This is a genomic window from Serinicoccus chungangensis (genome assembly GCF_006337125.1).
GTDB classification, from domain to species: domain Bacteria; phylum Actinomycetota; class Actinomycetes; order Actinomycetales; family Dermatophilaceae; genus Ornithinicoccus; species Ornithinicoccus chungangensis.
This window is the reverse complement of sequence record NZ_CP040887.1, coordinates 381086-404329: the sequence shown is the minus strand read 5'-3', so window position 1 is coordinate 404329 and position 23244 is coordinate 381086. Positions and strand designations below refer to the sequence as shown.

Sequence of the window (23244 nt, the reverse complement as noted above, 5' to 3'; positions counted from 1 at the left end):
CGGGGTCTGCGGGTCGGGTCCGGACGGGTGGCTGTCGACACTCACCCCCTCACCCTAGAGGTGCCGGCCGACACACCCCGGCCCCATTCCGCCGCTGGTCATGGCACCATGAGGCGGTGGACCGGCACGTCGTCATGAAAGCACCGTTGTTCGCCGCGCTCGACGGCGCGACGGCCGACCAGCTCATGGACTCGATGAGCCCGCACCGGTTGGCCCGGGGGGACGTGGTCTTCCACGAGGGGGATCCGGGGGACTCGCTGCACGTCATCACCAAGGGCAAGGTCAAGCTCGCCCGCGCCTCCGCCGACGGTCGGGAGAGCCTGCTCGCCGTCCTCGGACCGGGCGAGATGTTCGGCGAGCTGAGCCTCTTCGACCCGGGCCCGCGCCTGACGACCGCCTACGTCGTGTCCGACACCGAGTTCATCTCGCTCGGCAACGACGCCCTGCGCGCCTTCCTCGGCCACCACCCCGAGGTCGCCATGCAGATGCTCGCGGGGCTGGCCCACCGGCTGCGCAAGACCAACGAGGGCCTGTCCGACCTCGTCTTCACCGACGTCCCCGGCCGCGTCGCCAAGGCGCTGCTGGACCTGTCCGACCGCTTCGGCCGGCGCTCGGACGCCGGGATCGTCGTCTCGCACGACCTCACGCAGGAGGAGCTGGCCCAGCTCGTGGGCGCCAGCCGGGAGACGGTCAACAAGGCTCTCGCCGACTTCGCGCAACGGGGCTGGGTCACCCTGGGGGCCAAGGCCGTCACGCTCATGGACCTGGAACGGCTGCGCCGTCGCGCCCGCTGAGCGCCGGGACCACCGGCGCGCGCCTCAGTCCGTCAGCGCTCCGAGGTAGTCCAGCTGGGCCAGGACCGAGAGCCGCGCCGCCGGCCACACGGCCCGGGGCGTGTCGGCATACACCTGCTCCACGACCCGGTCGGCCAGGTCCCCCCGGCCCGGGTCGTCGGTGGGGTGCAGCTGGGCGACCGCCTGCCTGACCTGCTCCAGACGCGCGTGCCGGTGCCGCCAGTAGTGCTCCACCACCCCGGTGGCGTCCGGCACGACCGGTCCGTGCCCGGGCGCGATGCTGCTCGCCGCCCCGCTCCGCGTCAGCGCGCGCAGCCGCTCCAGCGACTCCAGGTATGACGTGAGGTCGCCGTCGGGGTAGGCGACCACCGTGGTGCCCCGCCCCAGGACGGTGTCCCCCGTGAGCAGCACCTGCTCGGCGGGCAGCAGGAAGGACAGCGAGTCGGCGGTGTGCCCGGGGGTGGGCACGACCAGCACCTCGAGCCCGCCGACGTCCACCCGCTGACCCGCCTGCAGGTCGTCGTGCCCGGGCCCGCACCGCCGCACGGGAGCCGCCGTGAGCCGCGCCCACCGGTCGGCGGACTCGGCGTGGTCGGCGTGCCCGTGCGTCAGCAGGGTCAGCGCCACCCGGGCGTCGCGCCGCGCGACGTGGTCGAGCACCGCCGCGAGGTGGGCCTCGTCCAGCGGGCCCGGGTCGACCACGACCGCCTCGCCGCTGCCGGGCTCCAGGAGCACCCAGGTGTTCGTGCCCTCCAGGGTCATGGGCGAGGGGTTCGGGCACAGCACCGCATGGGCCCGCTCCCCCCAGGCGCCTCCCTGCCAGGCCGGGTCGGCGGCTCCCGCCGACCTCACGGCGCGTCCCCGTGCTGCGGCACCCGCATCCACACCCGTCCGTCGTGCTCGACCGGGACCGGCGTGACGGCCGGCACCCGGGGCCGCTGCCCCAGCCAGGCGTCGAGGTCCCGGATGTCCGCGAGCTCCTCGAGCATCACCTGGGTGGGGGGAAGCAGCACGTCGCGGCCGGCCCGCTGCCCCTGCAGGATCTCGGCAGGCGTTCGCCAGCCGGCCACCGCGGCCTCGCTGCTCTCGTCGTCGGCCGCCTGGCCGAGCGGCATACGGGCGGCGAAGAACCTCGTGTCGTAGCGCCGCGGCTCGCACTCCGGCGTGACCCAGTGCCCCCGCAGGCTCAGCAGGTCCGTCCGCAGCACCAGCCGGTGCCGCTCCAGCACCTGGGCGAGGCTGTGCGTACGGTCCAGCAGCCCGGCCCGCTCCCGACGCCAGACCTCGTCGCGCAGGTCCGTGACCACCGTGTCGGAGGACAGTCCGGCCAGGAGCACCCCGCACTCCTCGAAGACCTCCCGTGCCGCGGCGGTGACCAGCTGCCGCGCCGCCTCCTCCCCCGTGCCCAGGCGCCGCGCCCAGGAGCCCGCGTCGGGTCCGGCCCAGGGCAGGCCCACCTCGCCGTCCCGGGGGTCGACGCCGCCGCCGGGGAAGGCGATCATGCCGCCGGCGAAGGCCATGCCGGCGACGCGACGGAGGACGAAGACCTCCACGCCCGGCTCGTCCCGGAGGAGCATCACCGTGGCCGAGGCACGGGGCGTCGCCGCCGACCGCTCGGCGGTCGGCCGGCGCAGCCAGGCGCGGGAGTGCTCCGCGACGGCCTCGGGGACGGCGAAGTCGCGGTACGCGGCGGCGCCGGGGCCGGCGGCATCCTCCCCCGCCACGTCAGTCCCGGACGGCGACGGTGATCTCGACCTCGACGGGCACGTCGAGCGGCAGCACGGCGACGCCGACGGCGGAGCGAGCGTGCACCCCGGCCTCGCCGAACGCGTGGCCGAGCAGCTCGGACGCCCCGTTCACCACGCCCGGCTGCCCCGTGAAGGAGGGGTCGCTGGCCACGAAGCCGACGACCTTCACCACCCGGACGACGCGGTCGAGGTCACCGATGACCGACCGAACGGCGGCGATGGCGTTAAGGGCGCACACCCCGGCGAGACGCGTGGCGTCCTCAGGGCTCACCAGCCCCTCCCCCTCGCCGACCTTGCCCGTGCGCTCCAGACGCCCGTCGACGAACGGCACCTGCCCCGAGCTGAAGACGAGGTCACCGTGCCTGACCGCCGGGACGTAGGCGGCGACAGGCGCCGCGACCTCGGGCACCCGGTGGCCGAGCTCGGCCAGCCGGCCCTCCACGACACCCGCTCCGGAGTCGGCCATGACCGACCCGTCAGGCGTTCTTGGGGCGCTTGAGGTACGCCACGAGGTTGGTGCCGTCGCCCGGTCCGGGCACCACCTGCACCAACTCCCAGCCGTCCTCGCCCCACTGGTCGAGGATCTGCTTGGTCGCGTGGATCATGAGGGGGACGGTCGCGTACTCCCACTGCTGCACAGTCATGGTGCCGACCCTACCGGCCGCGTCGGCCCGGTCGCCCGACCACCCGTGGGCGGCTCGGCGTGGGTCAAGGACCTCTCAGAAACCTCACGTACCGTGTCTGGTATGCGCTCTGCTCTCACTGTCGCACGGGTGACCTCCCTGCTCGGGGTCTTTCTGGCCGTCTCCATCCTCATGGGCATCATCGGTGCCGGCCTGCTGGCCCCGGTCGTCGGGGCCACCGGACTCGCCGCGCGCGAGAGCGTGAGCATGTTCGAGGAGCTGCCCGGGGACCTGGAGCAGAACCCGCTCGCCCAGCAGTCCCGCATCCTCGCCGCGGACGGCACCATCCTCGCGACCCCGGCCACGCAGAACCGCATCATCGTCGACAGCGACGAGATCAACCAGAACATGAAGGACGCGCAGGTCGCCATCGAGGACGAGCGCTTCTTCCAGCACGGTGGGGCGGACGTGGAGGCCCTCGCCCGCGCGGTGGTCCAGAACACCACCACCGACAGCACGCAGGGCGGGTCGACCCTGACCCAGCAGTACATCAAGCTGGCGCTGCAGCAGCAGGCGATCAAGGAGAACGACGCCGAGGCCTACGCCCAGACCCAGGCACGGTCGGGCATGGAGGGCTACGTCCGCAAGCTGCGCGAGCTCAAGTACGCCATCACCCTCGAGGAACGGCTCAGCAAGGACGAGATCCTCGTCGGCTACCTCAACCTGGCGTTCTACGGCGACAACGTCTACGGCGTCGAGGCGGCCGCCCGGCACTACTTCAACGTCAACGCCAAGGACCTCACGGTCGCGCAGTCCGCCCTGCTGGCGGGGGTCGTCCGCTCGCCCAGCAACACCAACCCGGTGGCCAACCCCGAGCTGGCGCAGGCGCGGCGCGACGTGGTGCTGGGCAACATGCGCGAGCAGGGGATGATCACGCAGGAGGAGCTGGAGGAGGCCCGCTCGCAGCAGGTCGAGGACATGCTCGAGATCCGGGACAGCCAGCGCTCCTGCCTCCGCTCGGCCAACCCCTACTTCTGCGACTACGTCGAGGCCTGGTTGCTGGAGCAGCCCGCCCTGGGCAAGACCCGGGACGAGCGGCTGGAGAACCTCACCACCAACGGGCTCACCGTGCAGACCACCCTGGACCTCGAGCTCTCGGGCGAGATGAAGGACATCCTGCGGGACGCGACCCCGCGGGGCAACGAGTACTTTCTGGGCTCCGCCGCCAGCGTCGTGGAGCCCGGCACCGGCAAGATCCTCGCCTTCAACCAGTCCTCGCAGTACGACCTCGAGGGCACCAACGACAAGGTCCGGGAGACCTCGGTCAACTGGAACGTCGACAACGCCTACGGTGGCCCCGGGGGTATGGCGATCGGCTCGATCGCGAAGGCGTACACCCTGGTCGAGGCGCTGGAGAAGGGCGTGCCCGTCGAGGCCGACATCCGGGTGCGCGAGCCGGAGGACAGCACCTTCGGCAACGTCTGGCTCGAGGACCCCGACGACCGGCCGACGTCGTACCCGCCGTCCGACGAGGTGTTCCCGGCCGGCATCTTCTTCCGGGACGACTTCGAGCAGGGCTGCACGATCGGCGAGGACCACTGGGCGGTCCGCAACGCCAACGACGAGAACCACGTCGACGAGATCACCCTGCGCAAGGCCTCGGCCCTGTCGGTCAACACCGCCTTCGCCACCCTGGCCTCGCAGGTCGGGACGTGCGACATCGCGGACACGATGACGAAGATGGGCCTGCACGCGGCCAACGGCCAGGACTACGGGCTGGACCCGGGCAACGCCGAGACCACGCTCGCCCCGTCCCTGGTGCTCGGCGCCGACACGGCCAGCCCCCTCACCGTGGCCGCGTCCTACGCGACCTTCGCCTCCGGCGGCATCTACTGCCCGCCGGTGCCGGTCACCAAGGTGCTCGACGCCAACGGCGAGGAGCTCCCGCTGGAGCTGCCCGAGTGCGAGCGGGTCATCGACGAGGACGTCGCGCTGGGAGCGGTGGAGCTGCTCGAGGGCGTCCTCAGCATCGAGGGCTCGGGCTGGCAGGCCATCCTCGACGACGACCGCCCGGCCGGAGGCAAGACCGGCACCAACAACGACTCGACCAACACGTGGTTCGCCGGCTTCACCCCGCAGCTGTCGACGGCCGTCTTCGTGGGCAACGTCCCCGGCGGCGCCCGCTACGACGGGGAGCTCGTGGACATCACCGTCGGCGACCGCGTCATCGAGGGTCCGCTCTTCGGCTCCTCGCTGGCTGCCCCCACCTGGAAGCGGATCATGGAGGTCGCCTCCGAGGGCATGGACGTCGAGGAGTGGGACGAGCCGTCCGAGGAGATCCTCAACGGCAAGCGGGTGACGATCCCCCGCGTCGTCGGGCTCGAGGTCGGTGAGGCACAGGAGCGCCTCGAGGACGCGGGCCTCACCGGTGCCGTGGTCCGCGTGGCCTCCAGCCGTCCCGAGGGCACGGTCGTCTACACCACGCCCGGCGTCGGCTCCTCGGTGCAGACGTCCGACCCGGTCACGCTGCACGTGTCCAACGGGATCCAGCAGGCGGCCGCCCCGCCGCCGCCGCCCGCGCGGTCGGCACCCCGCCAGAGCCAGCCGCAGCCGCCTCCCCCGCCGCAGCCCCAGCCGTCGCCGCAGCCGGAGCCCGAGCCGGAGCCGACGCAGGAGCCGAGCCGGAACCTGAGCCGGAGCCGACGCAGGACCCGGAGCCGGCGCCCGCCCCGACGCCCGGCCCGCCCGACGAGCCGCCGGGGACCGACCCGCCGGGTCAGGACGACGACTGACCCGCGGTACGCGGATCACGCCGACCTCCCGGCCCGGCGAAACCGCTCCGGCGGTCGTGCCCCGGGGTGAGACACTGGCGGCATGACCGAGCCGACCGGCCTCAAGGCCACCCTGCAGCAGGACCTCACCGCCGCCATGCGCGCGAAGGACAAGGTGCGCGCCGGGACGCTCCGGATGACCCTGTCCGCCGTGACGACCGAGGAGGTCGCCGGCAAGCAGGCGCGTGAGCTGTCCGACGACGAGGTGCTGCGGGTCATCACCAAGGAGGCCAAGAAGCGCCGCGAGGCGGCCGAGGCCTACACCGGCGCCTCCCGCCCCGAGCTGGCGGCCCAGGAGGAGGCCGAGCTGGAGGTGCTGGAGGCCTACCTGCCGGCCCAGCTCAGCGACGCCGAGCTCGACGAGCTCGCGCGCGCCGCCGTCGCCGAGAGCGGTGCGACCGACATGCGCGGCATGGGCCAGGTCATGAAGGTGCTCCAGCCCCGGGTCGCCGGGCGCGCCGAGGGCGGCCGGGTGGCCGCCTCGGTGAAGCAGGCGCTGGGCGCCTGAGCGGGCGCCGCCTCACTCCGATGCCGACGACGACCGTAGGGCGCCCGCTCGCCGCCGCACTCACCGCCGGCACGGCGATCGGCGCGGGGGCCGCGGCCTACGCCACCTGGGTGGAACCGCGGTGGTTCGCGCTCCGGGAGGCGACCGTGCCCTGCCTCCCGCCCGGCACACCGGAGCTGCGTGTGCTGCACCTGTCCGACCTGCACCTCGTGCCGCGCCAGCACCGCAAGCGGGACTGGGTGCGGGGCCTGGCCGCCCTGGAGCCCGACCTGGTCGTCCACACCGGCGACCACCTGGCCGCGATGGACGCGGTGCCGGCGGCGCTGGACACCTACGGCGCGCTCCTCGACCGCCCGGGAGCCTTCGTCCTGGGGTCGAACGACTACTACCCCCCGACCGCGAAGAACCCCCTGCGGTACGTCAACGACAGCCACAAGAAGGGCGCGGACCTGACCCCCCGGCGGCTCCCGACCCAGGAGCTCGTCGACGGGCTGACCGGGCGCGGCTGGGTCGACCTCACGCACCACCGGCTGCGGCTGGACGTCGCGGGCGTCCGACTCGAGCTGGTCGGCACCGACGACGCGCACCTGGGGCTGGACGACTACCCCCGCGTGTCCGCCCCCGCCGACCCCGCCGCGGACCTGACGGTCGGCGTCACGCACGCGCCCTACCAGCGGGTGCTCGACCCGATGGCCGCGGACGGTGCGCGGCTGCTCATCGCCGGGCACACCCACGGCGGCCAGCTGCGGGTGCCGGGGTACGGCGCCCTCGTCACCAACTGCGACCTCGACACCGCCCGGGCACGCGGCCTGTCGCGGTGGTGGCCGGGGGCGGGGTCGACCCCCTCGTCGGCGGCCCCCGCGGACGCCGCCTGGTTGCACGTCTCCGCCGGCCTCGGCGGCAACCCCTACACGCCGTTCCGCTTCTGCTGCCGGCCCGAGGCGACGCTGCTCACGCTGACCGCCGACCCCCGTCGACGGATTTAGCCGCGGCGGCAGGGGTGGGCTATCCTTGCGGACGCTGCGTGCGGCCCCGAGGGCCGGCGCACGAGCCACGGGGTGTGGCGCAGCTTGGTAGCGCGCTTCGTTCGGGACGAAGAGGTCGCAGGTTCAAATCCTGTCACCCCGACCAGCAGGGGCCGACCCCGACCGGAGCACCCGGTCGGGGTCGGTCTTTCTCGTGCTCCGCGCACCGGCGCTCCGGGGGGTTGGTAGATTGCTCCCATGTCCCGCCCGGCCGACCGATGCCCCACCGGCACCGGCCTGTCCAGGGCGGGTGAGCCATGAGCCTGCTCTGGACCCTCGTCATCTCCGCGGTGACCGTCCTCGCGACCTTCCCGCTCACCCGATTCCTCGGCCGGCACGCCGGCTGGCCCCTCGCCGCCCTCTACCTCGCGGCCGCTGCGGCCTTCTGGCCGGCCGCCACGGAGGTCATGCACCACGGGACCGTCGAGTGGTCCACCCCCTGGGTGCCCACCCTCGGCCTGGACCTCGCGCTGCGCGCGGACGGCCTGGGCACGGTCTTCACCTTCATCGCCCTGGTCATCGGCGCGGTCGTGCTCGCCTACTCCACGGCCTACCTCAAGCCGGGCCGCAACCTCACCTTCTACTTCTACATGGCGATGTTCACCGTCTCCATGGTCGGGCTGGTGCTGGCGGACGACCTCATCCTGCTCTTCCTGTGCTGGGAGCTCACCAGCCTCGCCAGCTTCTTCCTCATCGCCCGCTCGGGGTATGCCGGTGAGGCCGCGTCGATGCGCACCCTGCTCATCACCTTCCTCGGCGGGCTCGGGCTGCTGTCCGCGGTCACTGCGATCATCGTGCGCACCGGCACCACCACGCTGTCCGAGGCGCTCGCCCACGAGGTGTGGGACACCAGCCCCGGCTTCACGGCCGCCGTGGCGCTGCTCGTCATCCTGGCGGCCTTCACCAAGTCGGCGCAGTTCCCCTTCCACGTGTGGCTGCCCGACGCCATGGCCGCCGCCACCCCGGTCAGCGCCTACCTGCACGCCGCCGCCGTGGTCAAGGCCGGCATCTTCCTGCTCATGCGCTTCTCCCCGGCCTTCCACGACGTGCCGGTGTGGAACGTCCTGCTCATCACCACCGGTCTGGTCACCTGCGGGATCGGCGGTTGGTTCGCCCTGCAGAAGACCGACCTCAAGAAGCTCATGGCCTACTCCACGGTCAGCCAGCTGGGTCTCATCGTCGCGACCATCGGCGTCGGGACGGAGTACGCCCTCGCCGCCGCGATCCTCCACGTCATCGCGCACGCGCTCTTCAAGTCCGGGCTCTTCATGATGGTCGGCGTCGTCGACCACGCGACCGGGACCCGCGACGTCCGGCGTATGCCGGTGCTGTCCAGCGCCATGCCCGTGGCCTTCTGGGTCACCGTGCTCGGGTGCGCCTCGATGGCGGGCGTCCCCCCGATGCTCGGCTTCGTCTCCAAGGAGAGCATCCTCACCTCGATGCTCGACTCCCCCTTCGGTGCGGTCGCCTCCTGGGCCGCCTTCCTCGGGGTCGCCCTCACCGCGGTGCTGACCTTCGCCTACTGCGCCAAGATCGTCTTCAACGGCTTCTACGACGGTCGCGGCCAGGCCAAGTGGCCCGAGGACCGCCCGCTGCACACCACGCCCTGGGCACTGCTGACCTTCGCCGCCATCCCCATCGTCGTCGGCCTGCCGCTGGCCTTCGTCGTCGGCATCCTCGACACCCCGGTGGGCCGGGCCACCGCCGCCATGCTCCCCGCCGACGTCGAGGAGCCGCACCCGCACCTCGCGCTGTGGCACGGCGTCAACCTCGAGCTGGTGACCTCGCTGGCCATCATCGGGGTCGGCGTCATGGTCATCCTGCGCCGCCGCTTCTTCTTCCCGGCCCGCGAGCACGACACCTTCTCCTTCGACGGCGCCGACGTCATCCGGGTCATCAACGACACCGCCGCCGACGTCGGCAAGGCGCTGGGTGCCCTCGCCCGCGCCGACAACCCCACGCGGCACGTGGCCGTGCAGTTCGTCGCCCTCGCCGCCCTCGTCCTGGGCGGCGTGGGGGTCCTCGTCGCCCGCGACGAGCTGCTGCCGGTCCAGGAGGGCCTGGTCAGCCCGGTCGACGCCGTCGTGCTGGTCATCATCGCGGGGGCCGTCGTCGTCCTGGGGCGCGCCAACTCGCGGCTCGCCGCGGTCGTCGCCCTCTCCACCGTGGGCGCCGCCGTGACGGTCCAGATCTTCGCCCTCGGCGCTCCCGACGTCGGCATGACCCAGCTGCTCGTCGAGGCGCTCACCGTGCTGATGATCATGCTGGTGCTGCAGCGCCTTCCGCAGACCTTCGGACGCGCACCGCGGTGGGGCAACAAGGCCGCCCTGGCCCTCGCCCTCGTCGGCGGGCTGTCGGCCGGGGCGGCGACCTGGGCGCTGACCGGCCGCCGCGACCGCAGCGAGGTCGCCCTCTGGTACCTCAACGAGGGCCCGGTCGAGACGAGTGGCGACAACGTCGTCAACACGATCCTCGTCGAGTTCCGCGCCCTCGACACCTTCGGGGAGCTCACCGTGCTCGGGATGGCCGCAGCCGCCATGGTCGCGATCGTCTCCACGGTCCGCGACCGCTACCTCGACCCGCCCCCGGAGGCGGACCGCAACTACGTCGCGCCGCCCGAGGTGCCGCTGCAGGCCGAGGGGTCGACGGCATACCGGGCCATCGCCGAGGCCTGGGGCAACGCCGTGCCGATGCAGATCATGGTCCGGGTCACCGCGCCGCTGCTGGCGATCATCTCCACGATCCTCTTCCTGCGCGGGCACAACTCCCCGGGCGGCGGGTTCATCGCCGCGCTCGTGGGGTCGGCCATCGTGGCGCTGATCTACCTCGCCACCTCCCGCGACCGCGCCGTCGGGCCGCCCCGGCTCCCGCTGCGCCTCGTGGCGCTCGGCGTCCTCATCGCCATCGGCACCGGTATCTGGGGCATGCTCGCCCACGTCTCGTTCCTGGAGCCGCTGCACGGCTACGTCTACGGCGTCCACGTCACCAGCTCGATGGTCTTCGACCTCGGCGTCTACCTCGCCGTGCTCGGCCTCGTCATGGAGGCCTTCAACCTGCTCGGCGCCACCGGGGGTCGCGAAGGCACCCGCGAGCGCGCCGACGAGTCGGTCGAGGGCGAGATCGGCGGACCCATGGACACCTCCCGCGGCGAGCGGTATGCCGAGACCCGCCGGGGCATCCCCGGCCGCCGGTCGACCTACCTCCAGCAGGACCGTCCCCCGCGCCCCGGAGGTGGCTCGTGATCATCCCCATCACCGTCGGCGTGCTCACCGCCGGAGCCATCTACCTCATGCTGCAGCGCGGCATGGTGCGCATCATCTTCGGGCTCGCGCTGCTCGCGCACGCCGCCAACCTGCTCATCCTCTCCGCCGGTGTCACGGCCTGGCGCGGGGAGCCGTTCCCGGACGCCGCCGGTGTCGCGGACGCCGGTGACCCGCTGCCCCAGGCCTTCGTCCTCACCGCCATCGTCATCGCGCTCGCCGTGACCGTGCTCATGCTCGCCATGGCCGTCATCGGTCACAACGACGACACCAAGCGGATGCCCGAGACCGGGGAGACCCACCGCCGATGATGACCGCCGCCCTCCTCCCGCTGCTCGCGGTGCTGCCGATCGCCGCGTCCGCCGCCACGGTGCTCTGGCGCAACAGCGCCTGGCAGCGGTTCTGGCTGCTCGCCATCCCGGTCCTCACCGGGGCTGGCCGGGCTCGACCTGCTGCTGCAGCACCGCGAGACCCCGGTCCTCGCGGAGAACGTCGGGGCCTTCGTGCCCGGGGTGGCCATCCCCTTCGTCTCCGACACCTTCAGCGCGCTGATGATCCTGGTGACCTCGTTCACCGTGCTCATGTGCCTCGTCTTCATGACGATGACCGGGGAGAACCGCTACCGGCTGGTGACCCCCCTGGTGCTCATGCTGCTCGGCGGGGTCAACGGGGCCTTCCTCACCGGTGACCTGTTCAACCTCTTCGTCTTCGTCGAGGTCATGCTGCTGCCGAGCTACGCGCTCATCGCGGTGACCGGCACCTGGCGGCGTCTCGGGGTGGGCCGGACCTTCGTCATCGTCAACCTGCTGACCAGCACGATCCTGCTCATCGGCGTCGGGCTGGTCTACGCGACCGCCGAGACGGTCAACCTCGCGCTCCTCGTGGGCGCCGGCAGCGACCCCCGGACCATGCTCAGCTCGGGCGTGGTGCTGCTGGCGTTGTCGATCAAGGCCGCGCTCGTGCCGATGCACACGTGGCTGCCGCGGACCTACCCCGCCACGTCGGCCTCGGTGATGGCGCTCTTCAGCGCCCTGCACACCAAGGTCGCGCTCTACGCCCTCTTCCGCATCACCTCGACCCTCTACGAGGGCCAGCCCCCCTGGATCCTCGTGCTGGCCGTCATGGTCGGCCTCTCCCTGGTTGTCGGCTCCTACAGCACCTTCGGCGAGCGGGTCATGCGCCGGGCGCTGTCCTGGCAGATGGTCGCCGGGGTCGGGCACATCCTGCTGGGCCTGATGCTGTTCACCCAGTTCTCCCTGGCCGCCGGCATCTTCTACATGATCCACCACATCATCACCATGGGGGCCCTCATCCTCGGGGCCGGTGCCATCGAGCAGACCTACGGGTCCGGTCGCTACGAGCGGCTCTCGGGCATCATCCGCCGGGACCGGCTGCTGACGATCGGGTACGCGCTCGCGCTCATGTCGCTCGTGGGGCTGCCGCCCAGCTCGGGCTTCTTCGGCAAGGTGGGCCTCGTGCAGGCGTCCGCCCAGGCCGGCGGGGCGTGGCAGGCGGTCTTCATCACGCTGATCGTCGTCGGCGCCCTGGGGTCGCTCGTGGCCATGCAGCGGCTGTGGGTCGGCGTGTTCTGGGGACCCGACATGGAGGACTACCTCCCCGACTCCCCCGAGACCGGCCGCGGCGCCACGGTCACGCTGACCGACGACGTCCGGGTCACCCCCCGGCTCCTGGCCCCCATGGCCGTGCTCGTGCTCACCCAGCTCGCGATGTTCGTCCTGGCCGGACCCATCATGCAGGTCACCACCCGCGCCGCCCAGGGCCTGGTCGACCTGCAGCCCTACGTGCAGGCGGTGACCGGATGATCCCCAACCCGCTGCGCATCGGGGTCTACGGCGGCTGGTTGGCCGGCGAGGTCATCCGCGGCGCCCTGCGCATCGGGGCCGACGTGGTCACCCCGGGCCTGCGCATGTCACCGGCCATCGTGGAGCTCCCGCTGCACTGCGAGACCGACCTGGAGATCAGCACCATGGCCTCCTCGATCACCATCACCCCGGGGACGATCACGATCGGCATCGCCCCGCGCAACGGGGACTCGCCCCCCACCCTCTACGTCCACGCGCTCTACGGCGAGGACCGGGACGCCCTCGTGGAGGAGCTGCGCGACATGGAACGGCGGCTGCTGGTCATGACGCGTGGGCGACGCTCCGCGGAGCAGGCGATGGAAGGGGAGCCGTCATGACCTTCGTCGTCTGGACCACCGTGGCGATCCTGCTGCTCGCCGCCGTGCTCGGCCTCGTCCGCGTGCTGCTCTCGCGCGACGACGCCTCGGTCGCCGCGGTGAGCGACCTCGTCTACTTCTGCGCGGTCGGCATCTTCCTCATGATCGGCCTCAACGCCGAGTCCATCGTGCTCCTCGACGTCGCCTCCCTCGCCGCGCTCGTCGGCATCCTGGCGACGGTCTCGCTGGCCCGGATCCTCACGAGGGGGCGCCGATGACCCTGCTGCTGACCCTCCTCGTCGGTGTGCTGTGCATCGGCGGCTCCGTCTTCGTCCTGCTCAGCGCGATCGCCATGCTCCGCGCACGGGACGGCCTCTCGCGGATCAACGTGCTGTCCGGCGCCACCGGCATGGGCCTGCCGTGGATCGCGACCGGGGTCTACGTCGCACACGTGCAGCTGCACGGGTTCGACGTCATCACCCTCATCAAGCTCCTCGTCACGATCGCCGGCTTCATCATCATGAGCTCAGTCGCCTCCAACGCCCTGGGTCGGGCGGCCTACCGCTCGGGCGCCCCCCTCGACCCCGCCACGGACCCCAACGACCTGGCCTGAGCCGCCCCACGGCACACGTCCCGGGGACGACGGGCACCGAGCACGGCCGTCGCCGACGCGTCTCCGGCCCGTGGCTCGTCGTCAGGTGACGGCGTGCAGCGCGGCGAGCTCGGCCTCCATGACCTGCTCGTCGGTGGCGTCGAGCCGGACGTGCGCCAACAGCGTGTGCAGCACGCGCAGCGCGGCGGCGGCACGCTCGCCCCAGGAGGAGAGGTAGCTGAACTGCCACCACCACATCGCCTCCGTCGGGCGTCCGGCGAGGTAGTGCTCCTGGCCGTGGGCGAGGTCCGCGGCCACGGCGACGAGGTCGTCCGCGAGCGAGCCGCGGGTGACCTCACCCGTGAGGACGGGGTCCTCCAGGTCGCAGTAGTCGTCGAGGCCGCCGAGCAGCGTGTGCAGGGCCTCGCGGACGCGCTCGAGGTCGGCGTCCGGGCCGGCGTCGGGCTCGAAGCGCTCGGCGGGCACCACGTCGACCAGGGCACCCAGCCGCGCGCCGGCCGCGCACAGCTGCCCCACGCTGAGGAGCAGGAGCGGCAGCGCCGACTCGGCGGCCTCGCCCGAGGCCACCTCCTCCAGGCTGCTGAAGTAGGCGGCCACCTCGGCGTGCATCTCCCGCGCCGGCTGTGCCCAGTCGTCGACCATGCCCCCACCCTAGGGGAAAGCGCTCCGCGAGGGCTGTGCGCGCGCCAGTCCGGCGCCGCGGGTCAGGACCCGGCCGTGCCCGTCGAGATCATCCGGCGCCCCTCGAAGGCGCGCCCCAGGGTGACCTCGTCGGCGTACTCCAGGTCGCCCCCGACGGGGAGCCCGGAGGCGAGGCGGCTGACCCGCACGCCGTCGTAGGGCTTGAGCAGGCGGGCGAGGTAGGTCGCCGTCGCCTCGCCCTCGAGGTTGGGGTCGGTCGCGATGATGACCTCGGCGACCTGACCGTCCGCGAGCCGGGCGACCAGCTCGCGGACCCGTAGGTCCTCCGGGCCCACGCCACCGATGGGGTTGATGGCTCCACCGAGCACGTGGTAGCGCCCGCGGAACTCCCGGGTCCGCTCGATGGCGGCGACGTCCTGGCTCTGCTCGACGACGCAGATCATGCTCGGGTCGCGCCGGTCGTCCAGGCAGATCCGGCAGCGCTCGGCCTCCGCGACGTTGCCGCAGACCTCGCAGAAGCGCACCTTCTCCCGGATCTGCAGGAGGGCCTCGGCGAGGCGGGTGATGTCCTCGGGGTCCGCGGCGAGCAGGTGGAAGGCCATCCGCTGGGCTCCCTTGGGGCCGACACCGGGGAGCCGACCCAGCTCGTCGATCAGGTCCTGGACCACGCCTTCATACACAACACGCCACTGTAGGCGGTGCCGCTGACACCCGCGCCGCGGCTCGCCCGGGCGGCTGGTCCGGCACGGGGCGGGAGGGCCGCCACCGGCCGGGGCTCAGGCGGGGGCGTCGCCGGAGCGCTGGGCGTACTCCCCGGCCCACTCCTGGCCGGAGAGCTCGCGGATGCGCTGCATGACCTCGTCGGTGAGCTCGCGCCGGGCGCGCCCCTGGGGCACCCCGTCGAAGCGTCCGGCGACGTCGATCGGCGCGCCGAACTCCACCCGCACCTTCGCCCGGCGTGGGAAGCGGCTGCCCACCGGTTGGATGTCCTGGGTGCCCTGCAGCCCGACCGGCACGACCGGGCACCCCGCCTCCAGGGCCAGCCAGGCGACCCCGGTCCGGCCGCGGTAGAGGCGCCCGTCGCGCGAACGGGTGCCCTCGGGGTAGATCCCGAAGGCGCCCCCCTCGCGGAGGTGCGCCAGGGCTAGGTCGAGGGACTTCTGCGCCGCCCGGGTGTCGTCGCGGTCCACGGGGATCGACCCGACACCGGTGAACCACTCGCGGCTGATCCACCCCTTGATCCCGGTGCCGGTGAAGTACTCGGACTTGGCGAGGAAGGCCACCTGGCGGGGTGCCGTGAGCGGGATGACCACGCTGTCGATGAAGGAGCGGTGGTTGCTCGCGAGGATGACCGGGCCGTCCATGGGCACGTGGTCCAGCCCGAGGACCTCGGGCCGCCAGATCGCCGTGGCCAACGGGGTCACCACGGGATGGAGCAGCTCGTAGATCATGCCTGGGCCGTCCTCACGCCACGGGGTCGTCGTTGATGGCGATGACAGTACCGCCCAGGACGCTCTCGATGACCGGCTGCCCGACCGTGCCGGAGGTCGCGAGGTCCTCGTCGTCCTCGCTCGGGGCGTCCCCACCCGGTGACCGCACCGGCTGGTCGGTGGCCCGGGCCCGGCTCGCCCCGGAGGACCCCGCACCGGGTCCCGGGGTGTCGGCCGCGTCGGCGCCCGGCGGGTCGTCGTCCGCCGCGGCTGCACCACCGCCGACGGCGTCCGCGCCGGCCGGGGCGGGCTCCGCACCGGTCGCCCAGGCGGGAGCCCCCTGCCCGGCGGTCCGCTGAGACCACTCCGGCTGGTCGGGGGCGGGGCCACCCGGGCGCGCGCCGGCGCCCAGCTGCTCGGCCAGCCCCGGCTCGGCGGGGCCGCGCTGTCGCTGGCCGGGAGCGGGGTCGGCGCCGCCCCGGCCCCGCACCCGCACCGGTGCGCTGCCGGACGTCGGCGGCTCCCCGGCGCCGGCGTCGGGGGTCGCCCCACGCGTCCGCAGCCGTCCCCGCATCGGCGCGTCGGGGATGCCGTCGGGGAGCGCGGGCGCCGCCCCGGCCCCCGGCCCCGACCCGGGCGTGTCCGTCCGGCCTGGTGCCGAGGACGCGCCGTGGGGCGCCCCCACGTCCTCTGGCGGGGCCCAGTCGTCCGGCTCCGGCGGCTCCTCCGGGGCTCGCTCGGGCTCGTCCTCCGGCGGCTCGGCCGCTCCCCGGCCGGGTGAGCCCGGGGGCGGGCCGTCCGGCCGCGCCGTGGGCTGGCGGGGGCGGTCACCGGCCCGCTGGCGCGATCCTGGGGCCTCGGCACCTCCGGCGGTCTGCGCCGGTGCCGTGGTGGCCGGACCCCCGCGGCCAGACCCGCCGTCGGCGGCGGGCGGGTGGCCACCGAGCACGGTGGCCTCGATCCGGGTGTCGAGAGCGAGCGCGTCCAGCACCCCCTGGCGCAGCGCCTCCTCGTTGGAGGTGCCCATGAAGTGGCGGATCCACCGCTCGTCCGGCATCCCGACGAGCAGCCGCCGTCCGTCGAAGTCGACGACCTGGATCGACTCCAGCGCCCCTGCTGTGCGGCGACTGATCGAGCGCACGGCGGCGATGATCTCCGGCCAGTGCCGACGCAGCGCGGCCGTGTCCAGGTGACCCGGTGCCTGCGCACCGGGATCCGTCCGCTGCCCCTCGGCCTGCTGCCCCTCGGCCCGTCCCGGACCCGCCGCAGAGGGCTGCTCCCCGCCCAGCGGGGCGGGCTCGGTGGGGGGTGCCGTCGGTGCCGACCCTCCCACTGTGGCCCTCGCCTGCGCCGTGGCGCGCTGCCGGGCCGAGGGCTCCTGCGACGCGCCCCGCCCCGGAGCCGTCGACCCAGGGCCACCCGCGGCACCCTCGTCGCCCCGCGACGCACCCCCGCGCCGACCCGCACCGATCCCCTCGGCCGGGAGGTCGGCCGCGCCGAGCCGGCGCTCGATGCGGTCCAGCCGGGCCCCGTGACCCTCCTCACCCTGGGCGGCGGGCAGCAGCAGACGGGCCGCCAGCAGCTCCAGGACCAGCCGGTAGGACACCGCACCCGTCATCTCCGACAGCCCCCGGCTCACCAGGTCGCCCGCCCGCGAGAGCCCGGCCGCGCCGTAGGCCTGCGCCTGCCGGCGCATCCGCTCCACCTGGTCCTCGGGCAGCCCGGGGAGCAGCCCGCCGGCCTGCTCGCCCACGGCGGCGAGGACGATGAGGTCGCGGTAGCGCTCGAGCAGGTCCTCGACGAAGCGCCGCGGGTCGTGCCCGGACTCCATGACTCGGTCGACCTGCGCGAAGACGGTGGCCGCGTCACCGGCCGCGACCGCCTCGACGACCGCGTCGAGCAGCTCGACGTCGGTGAAGCCCAGCAGCGCCGCGGTGCGCTCGTAGGTGAGGCCGTCCTCGCCCGCGCCGGAGATCAGCTGGTCCAGCACCGACAGCGAGTCGCGCACGGACCCGCCTCCGGCCCGGGTCACGAACGACAGCACCCCCGGCTCGAGGTGGACCCCCTCCGTCCGGCACAGCTGCTCCAGGTAGGCCGTGAGCCGCTGCGGCGGGACGAGGTGGAAGGGGTAGTGGTGGGTGCGCGAGCGGATGGTCGCCAGGACCTTCTCCGGCTCGGTGGTCGCGAAGATGAACTTCACGTGCGGCGGGGGCTCCTCCACGACCTTGAGCAGGGAGTTGAAGCCCTCCCGGCTGACCATGTGGGCCTCGTCGATGATGTAGATCTTGTAGCGCGCCGTCGCGGGCCCGAAGGCCGCGCGCTCGCGCAGCTCGCGGGTGTCGTCCACCCGCCCGTGGCTGGCCGCGTCGATCTCGATGACGTCGACCGACCCGGCGCCGTCCCGGGCCAGCGCCACGCACGACTCGCAGGTGCCGCAGGGCTCGGGCGTGGGCCCCTGCTCGCAGTTGAGGCAGCGGGCGAGGATGCGCGCGCTCGTGGTCTTGCCGCACCCACGCGGCCCCGAGAAGAGGTAGGCGTGGCTCACCCGCTCCGAGCGCAGCGCCTGCATGAGCGGCTCGGTGACGTGCTCCTGCCCGATGACGTCGGCGAAGGTCTCGGGCCGGTAGCGGCGGTACAGCGCGATGCTCACACCCGTGACCCTAGCGGCCCCCACCGACGGAGGGGACGGCCTCGTCCACAGGCCGCAGCACCGTCATGCGGTGGGCGGCCCGGGTGAGCACGACGTAGAGGGCCCGCACGCCGCCCGGGGACTCCCGGACGATCGCGTCGGGGTCCACCACGACGGTGGCGTCGTACTCCAGGCCCTTGGTCGACAGCGGGTCGACGAGGACGACCTGCTCCCCCGTGACGACGTCGGACAGCCGCCCGTGCCAGGACCAGGGGGCGATGACCGCGATGGCGCCGGACACCTGCTCCCGCAGGTCCGCCACCTCCCCGGCCACCCGCGCGGCCGTCTCGTCCGCCCGCACCGTCAGGTCCCGGGGCTCGTGACCGGTCTCGCGGACCGCCTGCGGGATGTCGGCGTCCGGCACGTGCTCGGTGATGAGCCGCGCCGCCAGGTCGAAGATCTCCCGGGCGTTGCGGTAGTTGGTGTCCATGTGGAACGCCTGGCGAGGCGCCCCGCCGAAGGCCTCCTCACGCGCCTGACGGGCCTCGGCGAGGTCGTCCCAGGAGGCCTGGGCGAGGTCGCCCACGACGGTCCACGAGGCCCACCGACCACGCCGACCGAGCATCCGCCACTGCATCGGCGAGAGGTCCTGGGCCTCGTCGACGAGGACGTGGGCGTACTCCTCCGTCTCCCCCACCCGTCCGGCGAGCAGCCGCTCGCGCGGGTCGGCGGAGAGCCGCTGGCCCCGGCCCGGCGCCACCGCCCCGTCGGTCTGCCCGTCCGCGCCCACCCGCAGGGCCGAGACGCCGTACTGGCTGGCGTCGTCCAGCTCCTCGATCTCGTAGAACCCGCGCTCCTCGCTGGGCAGCTCGACCACGGGCCCGAGCCGGGCGGCGAGGTCGTCGACGAGCGCGACGTCGGCCACGGTCCAGGAACCGAGCCGCAGGGCCTCCTGGTAGGACGCCGCGAGTCCGGCCGCGGCCTCGGCGTCCAGCCCTCCGAGCCGCCGGACGAGGCCCTCGTCGGCCAGCCACAGCAGCATCTCGCGAGGGTCGACCGGTCGCCACCAGTGGCGCATGAACGCCTCGACGTCGCCGGAGTCGCGGAACCGGTCGACGAAGTCGTCGCGCTCCCCGTGGTCGGCCTGCGCCCAGGCCAGCTGCGCCAGGGCGTCCACCGCCGCGTCGTAGCCGGCGTTGCGGTGGTGGTGGCGCAGCACCTGGGCCCGCGCACGGTCGAGGTCGGGGGCGTCCAGCCGGATGGCGTGCCCGGCCACGAAGGTCCGCAGCTGCACCGGCGCCTCCGGGATCGGCTCGCGGACCAGCCGCGCGAGCAGCCGGCGGACGCGCAGGCTGCCCTTGGTCGCGGAGACCGCGGGCGGGTCCAGCCGGGTGGCGGTGATGCCGCCGAGGACGTCCCCGAGGGAGCGGAGCACGACCGAGTCCTCGCCCAGCGAGGGCAGGACCCGCTCGATGTAGGCGGTGTAGGCGGCGGACGGCCCGACGACGAGCACCCCGCCGCCCTCGAACCGGCGGCGGTCGGAGTAGAGCAGGTAGGCCGCCCGATGGAGCGCGACCACGGTCTTCCCCGTGCCCGGGCCACCGGTGATCTCGGTGATGCCCCGGGCAGGCGCCCGGATGGCCTCGTCCTGGTGGTGCTGGATGGTGGCGACGATGTCGCGCATCCGGGCACCGCGGCTGCGGGTCAGCGCGGCCAGCAGCGCCCCGTCGCCGACCACGACGACGTCCTCCGGGGGCTCGGCCACCATGAGGTCGTCCTCGACGCCGACGACCTGCACGCCCTGGCAGCGCAGGACCCGACGGCGCAGGACGCCCTGCAGGTCCACGGGGGTGGCGCGGTAGAACGGTGCGGCGGCCGGCGCCCGCCAGTCCACCACCAACGGCTCGTAGTCGTCGTCGCGCACGCCCAGACGCCCGACGTAGCGCACCTCCCGGGTGGCCCCCTGCTCGTCGGGCACCGCGTGCTCCAGGTCGAGCCGGCCGAAGACGAGGCCCTCGTGCTGGTGCTCCAGCGAGGCCCGCCTCCGGTGGGCGGAGTAGACGAGGGCGTCCCGCTCGAAGAGCCCGGCCATCTCCTCCTCCCGGGGGTCCCCGGTGCCCTTGCGGTCGGTCTGCCCCCGGGCCATGCCCTCCGCGTGCACCAGCTCGACGCGCGCGGCCGCCTTGCCGAGCTCGGCGTAGACCTTGTCCACGTGCGCCTGCTCGGTGGCGATCTCGGCCGCGACCGTCTGGTCGGTCGTCGCCAGCTCGGTCATCCGCCCACCTTCCGTGCGATCTCCCGGGGCCGCAGCGCCGCCACGGCGGCCCCCGCAAAGTCGTCAGTCTATCGGTCCGGGGCGTCAGACCCAGCCGCGGCGGACGGCCTGGGCCCCGGCGTGGCAGCGGGTGGCGGCCCCGAGGTGCTCCATGAGGTAGCGGACGCGCCGCTCGACGGTCCGCACGGAGATGTCGCACCGGCGGGCGATCACCTGGTCCGACGCCCCGCTGACGAGGAGGGTGAGGATGGTCTGGTCCCGCTCGTCCAGGGGCGCCGACGACCCTCCCACCTCCTTGCGCCGAGCGGCGTCACGCATGGGCCCGTAGGGGGCGGCCAGCAGCCAGGTCCGCTCGATGAGACTGGCCACGGCGGCCACCGGGGCCTGCAACCGGGCCTCGAAGGACCCGATGCCCTCGGGGTCGAAGCGGCTGATGTCGACGAGCGTCGCGTCCTCGTCGCAGACGACCGCGGTGACCGGCACCCCGTTGCCGGTCCGGACGAGGGCGCCGTCGCGCACGGCCTGCTCCATCACCGCCACCGTGGCAGGCAGCTCCAGCAGGCTGGTGTCGAGGATGAGCCGACGGTCGACCCCGGGCCGCACGGAGAGCAGCCCCGGGTCCTCGGCGGCGAGCCCGAGCAGCCGGCGGCTGGCCACCGAGCCGTCGATGGCCCACCAGAGCCGCTCGGTCGTCGCCAGGTGCATCGCGGTGATGCGACCCACGATCTCGTCGACGCCGGCCAGGAAGTCCATCCCGGGGACCGCCCGGTGCACCCCGCCGTCCGCCGCCCGTCGCCACGCCCGCTCCAGCTCCCCGGCCGTGGCCCGGGCCAGCCGCAGCCGGTGCTCGGTCTCTGCGGCATACCGTGCCACCGCCTCGCGCGGCGGCACGACGTCCCAGGTCCCGGGCGCGGTGCCCGGCCGCAGGAAGCCGCGCGCCTCCAGCTCGGCCGTGGCCTCGTCGATCTCCTCGTCCGTCAGGCCCGCGTCGCGCAGCGCGCGCCGCGTGGGGTTGCCGAAGCGCACGGCCTGGCGGAACACCCCGGCGATGAAGTCCTCGTAGGCCGAGCCGTGCAGCCGTGCCCCGTCCCGAGCGTCCATGTCCTCCATCATGTCGGATGTCCGTCAACGGCAGCATTCCGACGCGCCCTGGCGTGACATCGCCCCCGTCGGTGTGCCACATTGATAACGTCGGTTACGACCGGCGCAGGGATCGTGCGTGTCGCGTGGGCAGCCCCCCATCAGCCCGCGTCGACCCTGCCCTGCCGATGGCCCTCCTGGGAGATATCCCCCTGCCTCCCAGGAGGGTCATCCTCGTCCTCGGGCCCGTCCGGCGTCCCACTCCCCCCGCTCACCCGTGGCTCGACGCGGCTCGCGCGGCCGATAGGCTGCTGGACCGTGGTGGTCCTCGTCCTCGGCTCGGGCGCACGTGAGCACGCCCTGGTCCGCTCCCTCGCCCGCGACCCCTCGGTCGACGAGGTGCTCGCCCTGCCCGGCAACCCCGGCATCGCCGCGCTGGCGCGTTGCCTGCCGGGCGACCCCGCGGACCCCGCGACGGTGGTCGCGGCCGCCCGTGCGCAGGGGGTCGACCTCGTCGTCGTCGGGCCGGAGGCGCCGCTGGTGGCGGGGGTCGCGGACGCGGTGCGTGCCGCGGGGGTCGACTGCTTCGGGCCGAGCGCCCGGGCCGCCCTGCTGGAGGGGAGCAAGGCCTTCGCCAAGGAGGTCATGGCGGATGCCGGGGTCCCGACGGCGGCGGCCCACGTGTGCACCGACGTCACCCAGGTCGAGCAGGCGCTGGACGCCACCGGCGCGCCCTACGTCGTCAAGGAGGACGGTCTCGCCGCCGGCAAGGGGGTGGTGGTCACCGAGGACCGCGAGGCGGCCCTGGACCACGCGGCCGCCTGCCTGTCCCGGGAGGGTGGCCGGGTCGTGGTCGAGGACTACCTCGACGGGCCCGAGGTCTCGCTCTTCTGCCTCAGCGACGGCACCGACGTCGTGGCGCTGGACCCGGCCCAGGACTTCAAGCGGGTCGGCGAGGGCGACCAGGGACCGAACACCGGGGGCATGGGCGCCTACTCTCCCCGCTGACCTGGGCCCCGGAGGACCTCGTGCCCGAGGTCCTCGGCTCCGTCGCCCGGCCGACGGTCGCGGAGATGGCGCGACGCGGTATGCCGTTCGTCGGCGTGCTCTACGTCGGCCTGGCGCTCACCCGCTCGGGTCCGCGGGTGGTGGAGTTCAACGCCCGGTTCGGCGACCCCGAGACCCAGGTGGTCCTGGCCCGGCTGCGCACCCCCCTGGCCGGCGTGCTGCGGGCCGCAGCCCGCGGCGGGCTCGCCGCGCTGCCTCCGCTGGAGTGGGACCCGCGCACCGGCGTCAACGTCGTCGTCGCGGCCGAGCACTACCCCGGCGCACCCGCCACGGGCGACCCGGTCACCGGGACCGAGCAGGCCGAGCAGCTGGAGGGGGTGCACGTGCTGCACGCCGGCACGGCCACCGACGACCGCGGCGCCCTCGTCTCCTCGGGGGGCCGCGTCCTCAGCGTGGTCGCCGTCGCCGAGGACCTGGCGCGGGCGCGCGAGCAGGCCTACGCGGCGGTGGGTCGGATCGGCCTGCGCGGCGGCCACTCCCGTCCGGACATCGCCCTCGCCGCCGCCCAGGGCCGCGTCCGGATCCCGCAGGAGGACTGA

20 protein-coding genes, 1 tRNA gene and 1 pseudogene are annotated in these 23244 nt (G+C 73.8%); 12 read left to right on the top strand and 10 right to left on the bottom strand.

Annotated features, from left to right (window positions below):
- Positions 1-116: 116 nt before the first annotated feature.
- Positions 117-794: a Crp/Fnr family transcriptional regulator gene (locus FHD63_RS01840; RefSeq protein WP_139719648.1), complete on the top strand. Its 678-nt coding sequence runs from the start codon at positions 117-119 to the stop codon at positions 792-794.
- A gap of 24 nt (positions 795-818) precedes the next feature.
- Here FHD63_RS01840 and FHD63_RS01835 read toward each other — a convergent pair whose 3' ends face one another.
- From FHD63_RS01835 to FHD63_RS01820, 4 genes are read right to left on the bottom strand one after another with little or no spacing between them, the layout of a single operon-like run.
- Entirely contained in the window at positions 819-1646 is an 828-nt protein-coding gene (locus FHD63_RS01835; RefSeq protein ID WP_420853116.1) for an MBL fold metallo-hydrolase, read from the bottom strand.
- Complete coding sequence (locus FHD63_RS01830; RefSeq protein WP_139719646.1) at positions 1643-2518, bottom strand: NUDIX hydrolase; 876 nt, start codon at positions 2516-2518, stop codon at positions 1643-1645. Before FHD63_RS01830 ends, FHD63_RS01835 begins: the two co-directional genes overlap by 4 nt.
- Position 2519: 1 nt before the next feature.
- Entirely contained in the window at positions 2520-3008 is a 489-nt protein-coding gene (locus FHD63_RS01825; RefSeq protein ID WP_139719644.1) for a RidA family protein, read from the bottom strand.
- Between the two features lie 10 nt (positions 3009-3018).
- Positions 3019-3186, bottom strand: coding sequence for a Sp36 family protein (locus FHD63_RS01820; RefSeq protein WP_083518953.1), 168 nt, complete (start codon positions 3184-3186; stop codon positions 3019-3021).
- A gap of 102 nt (positions 3187-3288) precedes the next feature.
- Here FHD63_RS01820 and FHD63_RS01815 point away from each other — a divergent pair, with 102 nt between their 5' ends.
- The 10 genes from FHD63_RS01815 to FHD63_RS01770 all read left to right on the top strand — a co-directional run bounded on the left by FHD63_RS01815 (position 3289) and on the right by FHD63_RS01770 (position 13581).
- Positions 3289-6027 (top strand): transglycosylase domain-containing protein, encoded by a 2739-nt coding sequence (locus FHD63_RS01815; RefSeq protein ID WP_139719642.1) that lies wholly within the window; start codon positions 3289-3291, stop codon positions 6025-6027.
- 12 nt (positions 6028-6039) lie between these two features.
- Entirely contained in the window at positions 6040-6504 is a 465-nt protein-coding gene (locus FHD63_RS01810; RefSeq protein ID WP_139719641.1) for a GatB/YqeY domain-containing protein, read from the top strand.
- Between the two features lie 20 nt (positions 6505-6524).
- The gene (locus FHD63_RS01805; RefSeq protein WP_139719639.1) at positions 6525-7490 is read left to right on the top strand and encodes a metallophosphoesterase; all 966 of its coding nucleotides are present in this window, start codon (positions 6525-6527) and stop codon (positions 7488-7490) included.
- A 68-nt stretch (positions 7491-7558) separates the two neighbouring features.
- Positions 7559-7635, top strand: a tRNA-Pro gene (locus FHD63_RS01800).
- A gap of 151 nt (positions 7636-7786) precedes the next feature.
- A complete protein-coding gene (locus tag FHD63_RS01795; RefSeq protein WP_139719637.1) occupies positions 7787-10771 on the top strand; it encodes a DUF4040 family protein in 2985 nt (994 codons plus the stop codon).
- On the top strand, positions 10768-11100 hold the full coding sequence (locus tag FHD63_RS01790) for a cation:proton antiporter subunit C (protein ID WP_139719635.1): 333 nt from the start codon (positions 10768-10770) through the stop codon (positions 11098-11100). Before FHD63_RS01795 ends, FHD63_RS01790 begins: the two co-directional genes overlap by 4 nt.
- 192 nt (positions 11101-11292) lie before the next feature.
- Positions 11293-12612 (top strand): monovalent cation/H+ antiporter subunit D family protein, encoded by a 1320-nt coding sequence (locus FHD63_RS01785; RefSeq protein ID WP_238705727.1) that lies wholly within the window; start codon positions 11293-11295, stop codon positions 12610-12612.
- The gene (locus FHD63_RS01780; protein ID WP_139719634.1) at positions 12609-12989 is read left to right on the top strand and encodes a Na+/H+ antiporter subunit E; all 381 of its coding nucleotides are present in this window, start codon (positions 12609-12611) and stop codon (positions 12987-12989) included. The genes FHD63_RS01785 and FHD63_RS01780 overlap by 4 nt, the downstream gene beginning before the upstream one ends.
- A complete protein-coding gene (locus tag FHD63_RS01775) occupies positions 12986-13246 on the top strand; it encodes a transporter (protein ID WP_139719632.1) in 261 nt (86 codons plus the stop codon). Before FHD63_RS01780 ends, FHD63_RS01775 begins: the two co-directional genes overlap by 4 nt.
- The gene (locus FHD63_RS01770) at positions 13243-13581 is read left to right on the top strand and encodes a cation:proton antiporter (protein ID WP_139719630.1); all 339 of its coding nucleotides are present in this window, start codon (positions 13243-13245) and stop codon (positions 13579-13581) included. Before FHD63_RS01775 ends, FHD63_RS01770 begins: the two co-directional genes overlap by 4 nt.
- Before the next feature lie 81 nt (positions 13582-13662).
- On the opposite strand, the gene FHD63_RS01765 is transcribed toward FHD63_RS01770, so the two are convergent.
- From FHD63_RS01765 to FHD63_RS01740, 6 genes are all read right to left on the bottom strand, one after another.
- Positions 13663-14223, bottom strand: coding sequence for a DUF5063 domain-containing protein (locus FHD63_RS01765; RefSeq protein ID WP_139719629.1), 561 nt, complete (start codon positions 14221-14223; stop codon positions 13663-13665).
- A gap of 62 nt (positions 14224-14285) precedes the next feature.
- Positions 14286-14903 (bottom strand): recombination mediator RecR, encoded by a 618-nt coding sequence (gene recR / locus FHD63_RS01760; protein WP_139719627.1) that lies wholly within the window; start codon positions 14901-14903, stop codon positions 14286-14288.
- Between the two features lie 96 nt (positions 14904-14999).
- The gene (locus FHD63_RS01755; RefSeq protein WP_139719625.1) at positions 15000-15674 is read right to left on the bottom strand and encodes a lysophospholipid acyltransferase family protein; all 675 of its coding nucleotides are present in this window, start codon (positions 15672-15674) and stop codon (positions 15000-15002) included.
- A 13-nt stretch (positions 15675-15687) separates the two neighbouring features.
- Entirely contained in the window at positions 15688-18303 is a 2616-nt protein-coding gene (locus tag FHD63_RS01750; RefSeq protein WP_139719623.1) for a DNA polymerase III subunit gamma and tau, read from the bottom strand.
- Positions 18304-18313: 10 nt separating this feature from the next.
- Positions 18314-20557: a HelD family protein gene (locus FHD63_RS01745; protein ID WP_139719622.1), complete on the bottom strand. Its 2244-nt coding sequence runs from the start codon at positions 20555-20557 to the stop codon at positions 18314-18316.
- Positions 20558-20641: 84 nt separating this feature from the next.
- A complete protein-coding gene (locus tag FHD63_RS01740; RefSeq protein ID WP_158296680.1) occupies positions 20642-21658 on the bottom strand; it encodes a helix-turn-helix transcriptional regulator in 1017 nt (338 codons plus the stop codon).
- Between the two features lie 297 nt (positions 21659-21955).
- Here FHD63_RS01740 and purD point away from each other — a divergent pair.
- Positions 21956-23244: pseudogene (gene purD / locus FHD63_RS01735) on the top strand (phosphoribosylamine--glycine ligase).

Excerpts from the sequence above, each read along its gene's own strand:
- FHD63_RS01775 (WP_139719632.1), top strand. The coding sequence starts at position 12,986 with ATGACCTTCGTCGTCTGGACCACCGTGGCGATCCTGCTGCTCGCCGCC.
- FHD63_RS01795 (WP_139719637.1), top strand. The coding sequence starts at position 7,787 with ATGAGCCTGCTCTGGACCCTCGTCATCTCCGCGGTGACCGTCCTCGCG.
- FHD63_RS01765 (WP_139719629.1), bottom strand. The coding sequence starts at position 14,223 with ATGGTCGACGACTGGGCACAGCCGGCGCGGGAGATGCACGCCGAGGTG.
- FHD63_RS01815 (WP_139719642.1), top strand. The coding sequence starts at position 3,289 with ATGCGCTCTGCTCTCACTGTCGCACGGGTGACCTCCCTGCTCGGGGTC.
- FHD63_RS01805 (WP_139719639.1), top strand. The coding sequence starts at position 6,525 with ATGCCGACGACGACCGTAGGGCGCCCGCTCGCCGCCGCACTCACCGCC.
- FHD63_RS01810 (WP_139719641.1), top strand. The coding sequence starts at position 6,040 with ATGACCGAGCCGACCGGCCTCAAGGCCACCCTGCAGCAGGACCTCACC.
- FHD63_RS01770 (WP_139719630.1), top strand. The coding sequence starts at position 13,243 with ATGACCCTGCTGCTGACCCTCCTCGTCGGTGTGCTGTGCATCGGCGGC.
- FHD63_RS01740 (WP_158296680.1), bottom strand. The coding sequence starts at position 21,658 with ATGGACGCTCGGGACGGGGCACGGCTGCACGGCTCGGCCTACGAGGAC.
- FHD63_RS01825 (WP_139719644.1), bottom strand. The coding sequence starts at position 3,008 with ATGGCCGACTCCGGAGCGGGTGTCGTGGAGGGCCGGCTGGCCGAGCTC.
- FHD63_RS01745 (WP_139719622.1), bottom strand. The coding sequence starts at position 20,557 with ATGACCGAGCTGGCGACGACCGACCAGACGGTCGCGGCCGAGATCGCC.
- FHD63_RS01755 (WP_139719625.1), bottom strand. The coding sequence starts at position 15,674 with ATGATCTACGAGCTGCTCCATCCCGTGGTGACCCCGTTGGCCACGGCG.
- FHD63_RS01780 (WP_139719634.1), top strand. The coding sequence starts at position 12,609 with ATGATCCCCAACCCGCTGCGCATCGGGGTCTACGGCGGCTGGTTGGCC.
- FHD63_RS01820 (WP_083518953.1), bottom strand. The coding sequence starts at position 3,186 with ATGACTGTGCAGCAGTGGGAGTACGCGACCGTCCCCCTCATGATCCAC.